Annotated in this window: 16 protein-coding genes; 13 read left to right on the forward strand and 3 right to left on the reverse strand. The window is 61.1% G+C overall.

Features of this window, described 5'->3' with window-relative positions:
- Positions 1–52: 52 nt before the first annotated feature.
- Together OCX61_RS13350 and OCX61_RS13355 are read right to left on the reverse strand one after the other, a co-directional pair.
- Positions 53–478, reverse strand: a complete 426-nt coding sequence (locus OCX61_RS13350; RefSeq protein WP_261944240.1) for a potassium channel family protein — start codon at positions 476–478, stop codon at positions 53–55.
- A gap of 5 nt (positions 479–483) precedes the next feature.
- Positions 484–684, reverse strand: coding sequence for a hypothetical protein (locus OCX61_RS13355; RefSeq protein ID WP_261944241.1), 201 nt, complete (start codon positions 682–684; stop codon positions 484–486).
- Between the two features lie 65 nt (positions 685–749).
- Here OCX61_RS13355 and OCX61_RS13360 point away from each other — a divergent pair, with 65 nt between their 5' ends.
- The 12 genes from OCX61_RS13360 (at position 750) to OCX61_RS13415 (ending at position 10,972) form a co-directional block, all read left to right on the forward strand.
- A complete protein-coding gene (locus OCX61_RS13360) occupies positions 750–1,187 on the forward strand; it encodes a YeeE/YedE family protein (protein WP_261944242.1) in 438 nt (145 codons plus the stop codon).
- 1 nt (position 1,188) lies between these two features.
- A complete protein-coding gene (locus OCX61_RS13365) occupies positions 1,189–1,623 on the forward strand; it encodes a YeeE/YedE family protein (RefSeq protein ID WP_261944243.1) in 435 nt (144 codons plus the stop codon).
- 99 nt (positions 1,624–1,722) lie between these two features.
- Positions 1,723–2,400 carry a thermostable hemolysin gene (locus OCX61_RS13370; protein ID WP_261944244.1) on the forward strand — a complete coding sequence of 226 codons (678 nt, stop codon included), beginning with the start codon at positions 1,723–1,725 and terminating at the stop codon, positions 2,398–2,400.
- Positions 2,390–3,853, forward strand: a complete 1,464-nt coding sequence (locus OCX61_RS13375) for an AMP-binding protein (RefSeq protein ID WP_261944245.1) — start codon at positions 2,390–2,392, stop codon at positions 3,851–3,853. Before OCX61_RS13370 ends, OCX61_RS13375 begins: the two co-directional genes overlap by 11 nt.
- An 8-nt stretch (positions 3,854–3,861) precedes the next feature.
- A complete protein-coding gene (locus OCX61_RS13380; RefSeq protein WP_261944246.1) occupies positions 3,862–4,542 on the forward strand; it encodes an iron-containing redox enzyme family protein in 681 nt (226 codons plus the stop codon).
- The gene (locus tag OCX61_RS13385) at positions 4,529–5,335 is read left to right on the forward strand and encodes an SDR family oxidoreductase (protein WP_261944247.1); all 807 of its coding nucleotides are present in this window, start codon (positions 4,529–4,531) and stop codon (positions 5,333–5,335) included. The genes OCX61_RS13380 and OCX61_RS13385 overlap by 14 nt, the downstream gene beginning before the upstream one ends.
- Complete coding sequence (locus tag OCX61_RS13390) at positions 5,332–5,973, forward strand: tetratricopeptide repeat protein (protein WP_261944248.1); 642 nt, start codon at positions 5,332–5,334, stop codon at positions 5,971–5,973. The genes OCX61_RS13385 and OCX61_RS13390 overlap by 4 nt, the downstream gene beginning before the upstream one ends.
- Before the next feature lie 2 nt (positions 5,974–5,975).
- Positions 5,976–6,638, forward strand: a complete 663-nt coding sequence (locus OCX61_RS13395; protein ID WP_261939910.1) for a response regulator — start codon at positions 5,976–5,978, stop codon at positions 6,636–6,638.
- Positions 6,635–7,999, forward strand: a complete 1,365-nt coding sequence (locus tag OCX61_RS13400) for a sensor histidine kinase (RefSeq protein WP_261939911.1) — start codon at positions 6,635–6,637, stop codon at positions 7,997–7,999. Before OCX61_RS13395 ends, OCX61_RS13400 begins: the two co-directional genes overlap by 4 nt.
- Positions 8,000–8,324: 325 nt before the next feature.
- Entirely contained in the window at positions 8,325–8,936 is a 612-nt protein-coding gene (locus OCX61_RS13405; RefSeq protein ID WP_261939912.1) for a class I SAM-dependent DNA methyltransferase, read from the forward strand.
- A gap of 222 nt (positions 8,937–9,158) precedes the next feature.
- The gene (locus OCX61_RS13410; RefSeq protein WP_261939913.1) at positions 9,159–10,457 is read left to right on the forward strand and encodes an OmpP1/FadL family transporter; all 1,299 of its coding nucleotides are present in this window, start codon (positions 9,159–9,161) and stop codon (positions 10,455–10,457) included.
- 59 nt (positions 10,458–10,516) lie between these two features.
- The gene (locus OCX61_RS13415) at positions 10,517–10,972 is read left to right on the forward strand and encodes an AraC family transcriptional regulator (protein WP_261939914.1); all 456 of its coding nucleotides are present in this window, start codon (positions 10,517–10,519) and stop codon (positions 10,970–10,972) included.
- Here the strand turns inward: OCX61_RS13415 and OCX61_RS13420 are convergent.
- Complete coding sequence (locus tag OCX61_RS13420; RefSeq protein ID WP_261939915.1) at positions 10,923–11,132, reverse strand: hypothetical protein; 210 nt, start codon at positions 11,130–11,132, stop codon at positions 10,923–10,925. The genes OCX61_RS13415 and OCX61_RS13420 overlap by 50 nt on opposite strands.
- A 233-nt stretch (positions 11,133–11,365) precedes the next feature.
- Between OCX61_RS13420 and OCX61_RS13425 the strand changes: the two genes are divergently transcribed.
- Positions 11,366–12,880: an ArnT family glycosyltransferase gene (locus tag OCX61_RS13425; protein ID WP_261939916.1), complete on the forward strand. Its 1,515-nt coding sequence runs from the start codon at positions 11,366–11,368 to the stop codon at positions 12,878–12,880.
- Positions 12,881–13,146 lie beyond the last annotated feature (266 nt).

Genomic DNA, 13,146 nt, shown 5'->3' on the forward strand with positions numbered 1-13,146 from the left:
CCTGCGGGCTCAAGTCCAAGGCGTCCCCCACGGGGGCATGAATGAACCAGCGCTATTTGGCTTTCCAGTACTTCTGCATTTCCAGGAACAGGAATGAAGCCGTCCAGGTGATCAGCACCAAACCGGTCAATGCCTGCAGGCCAGTGAGGTACTTGAGGTGCCCGGCAGGGGCGATGTCGCCGAAGCCGATGGTGGTGTAGGTGGTGAAGGAAAAATACACGCAGTCCAGGAAACTGCCGTCGAAATTGCCGCTGAGTGTGCCCCATCCTTTGGCATGGGCCATCAGGTAATACGCCAGGGCGAAGCACCAGACCTCCAGGGCATGGGCCAACAGTGCACCGAAAACGCCCGCCACGATGCGAAACCGGCTCCAGAGTTTGAGGCGGGGTAGCCAGTCATTCAGGCGCAGCAGGCACTCGTAGTGGATGATCACCACCAGGATCACCACCAGCATGTTGATCAGCGTGACCATGAGCATCGCTGCTACCCCTGCCATGATGGGTGGTTGATCTCGTGGTACGCCACCACCTGGCGCTCGAACGCTGCGCTGAAGTCCTGCAAACGGTTCAGGCATAGGGTGACGCCGTCGCGCCTGGGGGCCTTGATCTTTATCAAGAACGTCAACGCACCTGCTTCGATAATCACATGCGCACGCAGCTCAACAGCCGCGCCGGGGAGTGCCATGAAGTTGGCCTCCAGCGTTAAAATGGGCGCGGGCCTTTTCTGTAGCCCAACAATGGAGCGCTGAGATGCTTGTTGATATGGCTGCCTTCACGCCGTGGTCGTCGTTGGCTGGCGGGGCACTGATCGGTTTGGCTGCTGGGCTGTTCGTCGTGGCGAACGGGCGAATCGCGGGCATCAGCGGTTTGCTCGGTTCGCTGCTGCAACGCGGCGCAGAAGGGCGCGGCGAGAAAGTGTGCTTTCTGCTGGGGCTCATTGCCGCGCCGCTTTCATGGCAAGTGTTCTGGACAATGCCCACGGTTCAGTTCAGTACCGCACCCTGGTTGCTGATGGTCGCGGGGCTACTGGTAGGCCTGGGTACCCGCTATGGCGGTGGCTGCACCAGTGGCCATGGCGTGTGTGGCCTGTCACGCCTGTCGCCCCGTTCGGCAGTGGCGACGCTGTGTTTCATGGCGGCCGGTTTTGCCACGGTCTTCGTGGTTCGGCACTTGCTGTCAGGCGCCTGAAGTGAAACGGCTCAGTAGCTTCATCGCAGGGGTGCTGTTCGGCACGGGGCTATTGCTGTCGGGCATGGCAGACCCCGCCAAGGTGCTGGGGTTTCTCGACGTTGCCGGGCAGTGGGACCCGTCGCTGGCACTGGTCATGGTGGGCGCCATAGGGGCCGCACTGTTGCCAATGACCTGGGCCCGGCGACGCCCCACGGCCTTGCTGGGGGGCAAGATGCAGCTGCCTGCCAGGCGTGACATCGACGCTCGACTGGTCGGCGGGAGCCTGGTCTTCGGCATTGGCTGGGGGCTTGCCGGCGTGTGCCCGGGCCCATCACTGGTGTTGCTCGCCGACGGGTATTGGCAAGCCTGGCTGTTCGTGGCCGCGATGCTCGCCGGCATGGGGGTGTTCAATGCCGTGGAAGTGATTCGCAGCAGCCGTCAGGGCAGGGTTTGACGACAGGCCGTTAGATGCGGTTCAACTTCAGGGCACTTCAGATTACCTTCAGATTCGCCATGGATACTCCCCCTGACCAACCCAGTCGGGGGGAGCTTCATGAACCAAATCCTGTGGAGCAGCCTGCTGCCATTGTCCATCGGCACCCACGCTGACCATCACGCTCACTTGTCCCTGCACCTGCACGACGAACCTGGTCGTGACGGGCTGGAACACTTCATCCACCAGTGTTTTGCCGATGTCCACCATGCCGATGTCCACCACTACCTGCCGGAGTTGCTGGCCCTGCGAGACAGCCATGGGCGGCTGATCGCTGCGGCGGGGATGCGCCCGGCCAGCAGCGGCCCGTTGTTTCTGGAAAATTACCTGGACGAGCCGCTGGAAAGCGCGGTTTCACGGGTGGCGGGCGCAGCACTGGGACGTGAATGCATGGTCGAGGTCGGCAACCTGGCCTCGCTCAGTGCCGGTAGCGCCCGAATCATGATCATCGCCGTCACCTGGCTGCTCGCCACACGTCGGCTGCGCTGGGTGGCATTTACCGGGGCGTCGACCTTGATCAACAGTTTCCAGCGCCTGGGCCTGGTGCCAACCGTGGTGGCGCAGGCCGATCCTGCGCGGCTGACGGAACCAGCGGAGCATTGGGGGCGCTATTACGCCCAGCATCCGCAAGTGTTCGTCGGCGATATCCGCCATGGTTTCGAGCGCCTGGAGTCGGCAGGGGTATTCCGCCGCCTGGGGCTACCCTCGCTGAACCAGGAGACCGGCAATGCAGCATGAACTTCAGCAGTTCAAGGACCTGTTGCTCGCGCATGGCCGTGAGCGCGGCGGTGCCCTGGCCATAGAGGGTGCCAATGAGCGGTTCACCTACAAGCAACTGCTGGCGGAGGTCTGGCTACGTGCCAAGGCCCTGAGCGAGCGACCGCGAGGCGTGCTGGTGTTGGCGTTGGACAATGGCCCTGAGCTTCTGTTCTGGGATTTGGCGGCACTGGTCTCGGAGCGAGCCTGCGTGATCGTGCCAACGTTCTTCAGCCCGGCCCAGGTGCGCCATTGTGTCGAGCAGTGTGGCGCGAACCTGATGCTGTGCCAGCCCGAGTGGGAGGGCCTGGCCAGCCAGCTGAGCTTCGTCAAACAGAATGCGTTCTGGGTACGTGAGCCCGCAGCAACTGTGGCGCTGCCTGAAGGCACCGCCAAGGTCACCTACACCTCCGGCAGCACGGGCACGCCCAAAGGCGTGTGCCTGAGCGCGGGTGCCATGCTGCGGGTCGCCCGGGAGCTGGAGGTCGCCAGCCGGCCCAGTGAGCCCCGGCGCTACCTGGCGGTATTGCCACTGGGGGTGCTGCTGGAGAACCTTGGCGTGTATGCCGCCCTGGTGGCGGGGGCCAGTGTGCTGCTCTACCCACAAGCGCAATTGGGCATGGGCGGTGCCAGCCAGGTTGACTTCAAGCGCTTGCTGGGGGCAATCGCCTTGAGTGGCGCACAGAGCCTGATCCTGGTTCCACAGCTGTTGATGGGCCTGGTAACGGCCATTGAACGCGGACTGACGCGTGTCGGCCCGTTACGCTTCGTCGCAGTCGGCGGGGCGCGGGTATCGCCTAGCCTGCTGGCGCGGGCCGAGGCCATCGGGCTGCCGGTGTTCGAAGGCTATGGGTTGTCGGAATGCGCGTCGGTGGTGGCGCTGAACCGCCCGGGGGCGTTGCGCCCAGGCAGCGTCGGCCGGCCATTGCCCCATGTGCAGGTGCGCATTGCCGAGGATGGCGAGGTATGGGTCGCTGGCTCCGTGTTGCTGGGTTACCTGGGGGAGCCAGCGGTGACCTCGAGCTGGTGGGCCACGGGCGACCTGGGTTACTTGGATAACGAAGGCTATCTGTACCTGAACGGGCGCAAGAAGCACCAGTTCATCACCAGCTTCGGCCGCAACGTCAACCCTGAATGGGTGGAAGCCGAGCTGACCCAGAGCGGCGTGATCGCCCAGGCATTCGTGCATGGCGAAGGGCAGCCGCGCAATCTGGCGTTGCTCTGGCCGCTCGACCCGGGCGCCTCGGACGAGGCCATCGAACTGGCCGTGCAGCGCAGCAATGCCGGTCTTCCCGACTATGCAAGGGTGCATGTCTGGCGGCGCCTGCCAGGCCCGCTGACGCCCAGCGAAGGCACCTTGACCGCCAATGGCCGCCCTCGACGTGAGGCGATCCTGCAGCGTTATCACACCCTGTTGTCCGAAATCCTGTTATGAGGTGCGTCATGTCATTTTTCGACACCCTGCAGTTGCAAACCCTCCACGAACGCCAGGCCCTGTTCGCGGTGCCGGTGATCCGTGAAGCCTTGGCCGGCCAAGTCAGCCGCGATAGCTATATCGCCTTCCTGACCCAGGCCTACCACCATGTGCGCCACACCGTACCGCTGATGATGGCCTGTGGTGCGCGTTTGCCCCTGCGCCTGGAATGGTTGCGCGGCGCCGTGTGCGAGTACATCGAGGAGGAATATGGCCACGAACAGTGGATTCTCAATGACATCAAGGCCTGTGGCGGTGACTGGGAAGCGGTGCGTGACAGTCGGCCGGCCTTGCCGATCGAGTTGATGGTCGCCTACCTGTACGACCTCATTGCCCGCGGCAATCCGGTCGGGCTGTTCGGCATGGTCAATGTTCTGGAAGGCACCAGCATCGCCCTGGCCACCCATGCCGCCGGTTCGATCCAGAGCAGCCTGGGGTTGCCGGACAGTGCGTTCAGCTACCTCAGCTCCCATGGTGCGCTGGACCAGGACCATATGGTGACCTACAAGCGGCTGATGGACCGGCTGGAGGATGTCGATGATCACCAGGCAGTGATCCACGCCGCCAAGGTGGTTTACCGGCTGTACACCGAGATGTTCGAAGGCTTGCCGCGTGCGGGCCAGGCAGAGGTGCAGCATGCGCTTGTCTGAATCGGTGGTGGTGCTGACCGGGGCCAGTGGTGGCATCGGCCTGGAACTGGCCGAACAGCTGTGTTCGGCCGGGGCGCGGGTACTGGCGGTGAGCCGGCATCTGGGCAAGCTGGCAGGGCTGATGAACCGGTACCCGGATCGCTTGCGCTGGCAGACCGCCGACCTGCGTACTCAACAAGGTCGTGAACAGGTTGTCAGCCGCGCCCGTGAAATGGGCGGGGTCAACGTGCTGATCAACGCTGCCGGGGTGAACCGCTTTGCCTTGCTCGACCAGCTGGATGAGCACGCGCTCGATGAGCTGCTGGACATCAACCTCAAGGCGCCCGTGCAGCTGACCCGGGCCTGCCTGGCGCTGCTGCGCGAGCAACCCAGTGCGCTGGTGGTCAATGTCGGGTCCACCTATGGCTCGATCGGCTACCCCGGCTACGCCACCTACTGCGCGAGCAAGTTCGCACTGCGGGGGTTCTCCGAGGCCCTCCGGCGCGAGTTGGCTGACACCACGGTGAATGTGCTGTATGCCGCGCCCCGAGCCACCCGCACGGCGATGAACAGCAGCGCCGCGACAGCGCTCAATCAGGCGCTGAAGGTTGGCATGGACGACCCCGCCGATGTCGCCCGCGCCGTGCTCGAGGCGATGCAGTCCGAGCGCAGCGAACTCTATCTGGGGTGGCCGGAAAAGCTGTTCGTACGCATCAACGGCATGTTGCCAGGGGTAGTCGACCGTGCGCTGCGCAAGCAGCTGCCGGTGATCCGGCGATACATCGGTAGTCATTCCAGGGAGTCGAGCAAATGAAGCGCCTGTTCATTGCCAGCCTACTGGCATTCGCCCCCTTTACCTGGGCGCTGGACCAAGCGGGCACACAACAGCTGAGCGATCTGCAGCAGCGCTGGGCGCAGATCCAGTACCAGTTGCCGAAAGAAAAACGTGCCGCCGCCTTCGAAAAACTGGCCGTCGACGCCACGGCATTCGTTCACCGATACCCCGGCACACCCGAGCCCTTGATCTGGGAGGGCATCATCAACAGCAGCTGGGCGGGCGCCATTGGAGGCTTGGGCGCTCTGGGCAAGGTCAAGGCAGCGAAAGCCAGCCTGGAACAGGCCATTTCACTGGACCCCAACGCCTTGCAGGGTTCGGCGTACACCAGCCTGGGCACTCTCTACGACCAGGTGCCGGGCTGGCCAATCGGCTTCGGTGACGCTGACAAGGCCGATGCGATGCTGCGTAAAGCGCTGCAGATCAACCCCAACGGGATCGACAGCAATTATTTCTGGGCCGATCATCTGTACCGGCAAAAACGCTACCCTGAAGCCACCGCTGCGTTACAAAAAGCCTTGCAGGCACCGCCCCGGCCAGGGCGTGAACTGGCTGACCAGGGCCGACGCGCGGATATCGATGCTTTACTCAAGGCTATAAAGAGCAAACAGGATTGAGTATGCGGCTGCTGCTGCTTGAGGACGATACCGCGCTGGGTGAAGGCATCTGCGACGGCTTGCGCCAGGAGGGCTACACGCTCGACTGGTTGCGTGACGGTGTCAGTGGCTTGCATGCGTTGCAGCATGAAACGTTCGACCTGGCGATACTGGATCTTGGCCTGCCACGCATGGACGGCATCGAACTGCTGCGGCGGGTGAGGGCAGGTGGCGACAGTTTGCCTGTACTGATCCTCACTGCGCGCGATGCCCTCGATGACCGCATCACCGGCCTGGATGCCGGCGCTGATGATTACCTGATGAAGCCGTTCGACCTCAACGAGCTGAAGGCCCGTTTGCGTGCCTTGCTACGGCGCAGCGCCGGGCGGGCGAAGGTGCTGATCGAACATGCTGGCGTCACGCTTGATCCCGCCACCCAGCAGGTGCACTACAAGGGCGTCGAAGTCGTTCTGACACCGAAAGAATACCGGCTTTTGCATGAATTGTTGGCGCAACCTGGCAAGGTATTCACCCGTGAACGCCTGACCCAGTTGCTGTACGGCTGGGATGAAGAGCCCGAAAGCAATACGTTGGAGGTGAACATCTATCACCTGCGCAAAAAACTGTTCAACGGCCTGATTCGCACGGTACGGGGAATCGGTTACTTGGTCGAGGTCAAGGCATGAGTTCGCTGCGTCAACGCACACTTTGGCGGGTCATGTTGTTACTGTTGCTAGGTACCGGCCTGTTGGCGTTCTATAACTTCCACGATAGTCGCCATGAAATCAACGAGGTGTATGACGCACACCTCGCCCAGAATGCGCGTTTGCTCCAAGGTGTCATGAGCTTGCCTGTGCAGGATGATGCCCGTGACGCGATGTATCGCGCATTCAATGAAGCCCTGGGCCAGGCCGGGCGTCATCGGGTAGGCCACCCCTACGAGAGCAAATTGGCGTTTCAAGTGTGGGAGGAGGGTGGTGGGCTACTGGTGCACACGCCCAGTGCGCCGAAATTGGACGCTCAGCCAACAACTCCAGGTTTCTACAACTTCACTAGCGAAGGCCAGCAATGGCGCGCTTTTGTGCTGCCCGTGCCGGAAAAGCACTGGGTCATTTGGGTGGGCGAACGCGACGATGTGCGCTACGACCTGATTGACCGCATTGTTCGCCACACACTGTTCCCATTCCTGCTCGGCAGCCTGGTGTTGGCATTGCTGGTCTGGGCCGCAATCGGCTGGGGGCTGCGGCCATTGCAGAACATGGCCAATGTGATCCGTGGGCGTCACGCCAACTCGCTGGAGCCACTGCAACTGGTGCCGCTCCCTACGGAGCTGGAGCCCATGCAGGCCGCCATCAACCGCTTGCTGGCACAGATAGAAGATCTGCTGCGTCGTGAGCATCGCTTCATCGCCGACGCTGCCCACGAAATGCGTACGCCCTTGGCCATTTTACGCTTGCATGCGCAGAACGCATTGTCTGCCAGCAGCGATACAGAGCGGCAAAAGGCGCTGGGCTATTTGATGGGCGGCGTCGACCGGTTGAGTCGAGTGGTCAATCAGCTGCTGACACTGGCCCGTGTCGAACCTCGACCAGGGCAACGCGCCGGTACCCGGGTCGATCTGGCCGAAGTGGTCACTGAGACCATGGCTGACCTTACACCGTGGATACTGGACCGCGGCCTGGAGCCTTCGCTGGATATCGACGAGGCGGATCATTCTCTGACCATCGACGCCGGCGCCTTGGGCATTGCGTTGCAGAACCTGGTGACCAACGCGGTAGAACATTCACTGCCTGAGGGCCGTATAAGGGTATCACTCAGGCGCCTGGAGAACGTCTTCGAGCTGGTGGTCGAGGATGATGGATCGGGTATTGATGAAGCGAGTCTTTCACGTGTGTTCGAACGCTTTTATAGCCGTAATAGCCCGAATGGCGCCGGGCTTGGGCTTTCCATCGTCGCGACCATCATCAACCGCTTGGGCGGGCAGGTTCGTCTGGAGAATCGAGCAACCGGTGGGCTGGCTGCTACGTTGTCGCTACCAATCACGTGACGTTACCGACTGCGGGTGTCCTGATGGTTATTCGCATCGATGTTGTGTCGTTGATGCTTGAGATGATGCCAGCGAGTTGGCGGCAGTCTCTGTTGGGGACAGATGTAGCGGATGGGGTGACGCTACTGTAATACACTATTTAACATAATATGCATTATGCGCACATCCACACATAGCCACCGTGACGTGGGTTGGGCAGATTTCAAATCAGCCCAAGCCCCCATTGCCTCAATCCTTGTTCATTCCTGGTTTCACACGCTATCTTCAGGCCGATATCCAAGCGGCACCTTCCACGACGATCCATCTCCCGATTCAAGGACGTGCCATGCCGCACCATCCCTCTGCCGACCAGATCATCGATCTCTATGACCGACACGCTCGCACCTGGAATGAATTGCGTGGCAATCGATTAACCGAACGTAAATGGATCGAACGCTTTCATGCCTTGCTGTCGCCAACTGCGACGGTTCTTGATCTGGGCTGTGGTTCCGGCCAGCCCGTGGCACGCTATCTGATCGAGGCCGGCTTGGCCGTTACCGGCGTGGATTCCTCTGCACAGATGCTTGCTTTGTGCCGCAGCCGTTTCCCAGAGCAAACCTGGGTTCACGCAGACATGCGTACGCTGTCGCTTGATCGTCAGTACGCCGGCATCCTGGCCTGGAACAGCTACTTTCATCTCAAGCCGGATGATCAGCGCAGGATGTTCGCCGTTTTCCAGCGGCATGCAGCGCCCGCTGCGCTGTTGATGTTCACCAGTGGCCCGTCGCTCGGTGAAGCTTTGGGTGAGTTTCAGGGCGAAACCTTGTATCACGCCAGCCTGGATGCACAGGAATATGCTGCGCAACTGCATGACCACGGCTTTGAGGTCTTGGACCACATTGTCGAAGACCCAGAGTGCGGTGGCCAGACAATCTGGGTAGCCCGCCGCCATCGCTGATTTATATGCTCTGATTTTATAACTACACTAAATAACCATTTAGTGTAGTTATATGTAAGCAGCGCGCTATCTCCCCCGTCCTTGCCATTCTCCGGTTGCCGAAGATGCAATGTCGCCTAAAGTTCATAAGCATTCCGGTGTGAGCACAAAATGAATTTGCTGGTGCCCTGCCTCCTTTTTCTCGCAGGCAAGTTACCTCGTCAATCAATGGAGAGTAGCGATATGAATGCCTACCCGCGCTGTGCCCCTCGCTGGTCACTCCCGGCAACGGCTTGCTCGCTACTGCTGGCCAGTTCCCAGGCTGTTGCCGGCGGCATTTTCATCTACGAAGCCGGACAGGAAGGCAATGGCCTGGCCAACGCAGGTTCTGCTGCATTGGCCAAAGACCCCAGCGTACTGATGAGCAATCCCGCGGGCCTTACCCAGTTGCAAGGCACTCAGATCAGCGCCAACGCCCAGGTCATTCTCGGTGATATCAAATTCTCACGGGATGCCAACAACCAGTTTGACGGCAATGAAGGCGGTAACGCGCTGCAGTACCTGCCCGGTGCCAGTTTGTTCATCAGTCATCAGATAGACGACCGCTCGGCCATCGGCTTTGGCATGTATGGCAACTTCGGGCTGGCCCTGGATTATGACGATGACTGGGCCGGCCGCTACTTCACGCAAGAGGCCGCGATCATCGGGGTGTCCTTCCAGCCAACGCTGGCTTACAAGTTCACCGATGACCTGTCGATCGGTATTGGCCCGCGCATCATGCTGGGCTATTACCGCACCGAGATGGCGGTCAACAACAACCTGCTCGGCGTGCTCGATCGGCCGGACGGGCAACTGGAATACAAGGACACGGACGTAGGCACCGGCGTCAATCTCGGCCTCCTCTACCAGCTGTCGCCGCGCACTGCGGTCGGCCTTGCCTACACCAGCAAGGTCAAACTGCAGTTCGAAGACAGCCCGCACCTTCGCAATATCACCAACCCCCTCATCAATGCAGGGCTCAATCGCCTCGATGTCGATTCGCTTGAACTGGACCTGAATGTGCCGCAAACCGTCACTGCAAGCATTGCCCACGACCTGGACGAACAGTGGAAGCTGCTCGGCAGCCTGGGCTGGCAGGACTGGAGTGACTTCGGCGATGTCGGGGTTGACGTCGATGCCAATGGTGGGGGTGTCAGCCGCACGGTGGACCGCAAGTACAAGGACACCTGGCACGCATCGGTGGGTGCGATGTATCAAGCCACGCGGCAAGTTCGCTGGAATGTCGGGTTGGGTTATGACAGCTCTGCCGTCGACGACAAGGACCGGACTGTCGACAACCCCATGGGCGAAACCTGGCGCCTGGCCACCGGCGTGAACTACCAGGTAGAGGAAGGTCTGGACCTCCATCTGGCCTACACCTTGGTGTGGCTGGGTAACATGGACGTCGATCAGACCAAGTCCCGTTCGGGCAATACATTATCCGGCACTTACAAGAACAGCGCCTTGCATATCCTCGGTGGTGGCGCGACCTGGCGGTTCTGAATATTGACTAAGTGATCCCCTCACCCACTCATGGCGGCAACAAGGAGGCTCTGGATTCTATGGAAGGTATCCGCGGCATGACGCAAACCACGGCAGGTGGGCTGTTTGATCATCTTGTTCACTCACTTGGCGGGCACGAACCTGGCGAAGGCTATTCCTATAAAGAGTTAGTGAACGCCTTGGCGCTGCAGTCGCAAAAATGGGTACTACCCGGTTATGGCCTGGAGCAGAGCCGCCACCCGGACGCTTTGTTCAAGGGCGCGCTGCGCCGCCTCGCAACATCCGCACCAACTGTCGGGCAGGCGCTCGTTGCGATCATGCGTTATATCTACAGTTGCTCGCCAACTGTTCACTACCGCCTGGAAAACAGGCCGGGTCAGTCAGTACTGATGCTCTATGGCCTGATACACCCTGAACAAGACAATCCGGTTATCGTCGAGCGGGCGATATTGGCGGCCACTCTGCTCATTGCGGAAGTTCGCGGCTGCGCTTTTCGCCCCAGAGCAGGGCAATGACGTTGCGCTGGCGGGCAGGCTTCCATTTGCCATGGCTCTCTCGCGGCACCGCGGCGCGCAAGCGCTTGCCGTCGGCGACACGCTCCTCGCGGGCGCGGAAAACCTGGTTCGGTACACTGTCGTCTTTGTGCTTGCGAGCAGCTGCACGTCGGGATGCCATGATGCGATCGACTCCTCTGGAATAAATCACTGCCCGCCCGCGAAGAACCAACGAAAGAACGGGGTCGGGCCGTCCGCCTGCATCACCCGCGCCCACGCCGGGCGGCTTTGACGTAAATACATATAAGCATCTCCCAGCTCACTGCCCCGCAACTTTTTCACCAATTCTTCACTGTCCCCGTACTTTTCCCTGCCTAGGATTCGCCGACAATTTGCCTGCCCGCAGAGTCAACCATGAATCTGAAGCGTACCGATCAACGCGCCTTGCTGCTGTTGCTGGCCGTCACCGCCCTGCTATTGATGCTCGGCCTGGGCAGCCGCGAATTGTGGGGGGCGGAAACCCGTTGGGCCAACATCTCCCTGCAGATGCTGCAAAGCGGAGACTACTTCGACCCCTACCTCAAGGGCGGCGCCTATTACGACAAGCCACTGCTGTCCTACTGGCTGATCACTGCCAGCGCCTGGCTGACCGGCGGCCTGGGGCCTTGGTCGCTGCGCCTGTCCTCGGTCGTCGCGGCGTGGTTGAGCGTGTGGTTGACCTACCTGCTCGGCGAGCGCCTGTTTCGCAAAGGTACCGGCCTGGTCGCCGGCTGGATGCTGGCCACAACCTTCTATTTCGTGTTCTGGGCACGGGTCGCCACCGCCGACATCCTGACGGTGTGTGGTGTGCTGGCGGCGGTCTGGTGGTATTGCCGGGGGCCGGACGACACCCGCTTCTGGCGCTACGTCGGGTTCTTCGGGCTGCTGGCGCTGACGTCGCTGTTCAAGGGCCTGATCGGCTTCATCCTGCCCGGCCTGGTGTTGCTGCCGCATCTGCTGGGTCAAGGCCGCTGGCGTCGCCATCTGAACCTGCGCCTGTTGGCGGCGCTGCTGCTGGCCGGAGCACTTTATATGCTGCCGTTTCTGCTTTCGCACCTGTACGGCGCGCCAAACTACGGCGAGAGCGGCCTCGGGCTGGTGCTGCGGGAGAACGTGGTGCGGTTTTTCCAGCCTTTCGACAACCTCGGGCCGATCTACACCTACCTCGTGTACCTACCGGTCTACACCCTGCCCTGGGCGCCTTGCTGGATCATGGCCTTGTGGGTCGCCCTGCGCCATTGGCGGCACATCGAGCCGGATACCCGCTGGCTGGTCCAGGGGCTTGGCCTGCTCATGCTGTTCTTCACTGCCAGCGGTAGCCGGCGCAGCTACTATGTGCTGCCGCTGGTACCGTTCGCGCAGCTATTGGGTGCCTGGTGGATCACCCAGCGAATGGCCGTGGGCAAAGCCTCTGCGCGCAACCTTCGCGCCGGTTTCGCGGTGACTGCGCTGTTGCTGCTGGCGGTGCTGGGCATTCTGGTTCCCTGGAGCAATGGTGGCGGTGGCGTGATCCGCTTCGGTGAGGCTGTACGTGAACAGGCGAGCCGCCGGGCGCCGCTGGCGCAGTGGCAACTGGTCATGGTCGAGGTGGACAACAAGGTGCCCCTGTACCTGCAGACAGGCGGCGCCCCCTTCCATTATGTGGCGCAGACCGAGGATTACCCACGCAGTGGCGACACCGCCAGCCTGATGGCCTGGCTGGAGCGCACCAGTGGCAGGCACTGGGACCCACAGCGCACGATCATCGTCGCGCATTACCGCCACGGCGAGGCACCACCCTTTGGCTACCTGGAAAGCGATCACCAGGTCGTCACCACCCACCCCAGCCGTGGCGAGCAGTGGCTGCACGCCCGCGACGAGCAAAGCGTGGCCTATATTCCCAACGCCTAGGTCAGTCTCCCGGCTCGCCGGTAAACCTGTAAGTAACGTCGACTTTCAGGTCAACTAAACACACCGTTTAAACCCACCCAAATGGGTGTTTTGTGAATATTAAATTAATGTTCAGGCATACACTTAGATAGAAACCTGAACCTCAGCTGTCTGTGCTTGCAATCTCATGCGCAGGCGACTTATTTTTTATACTTCTTTCACAAAAACGGGCATACCCTTAACAGGATAAGTCACTGACAATCACTACGGCATGGATGACTGAACCC

Source organism: Pseudomonas sp. LRP2-20 (assembly GCF_024349685.1).
Classification (GTDB): domain Bacteria; phylum Pseudomonadota; class Gammaproteobacteria; order Pseudomonadales; family Pseudomonadaceae; genus Aquipseudomonas.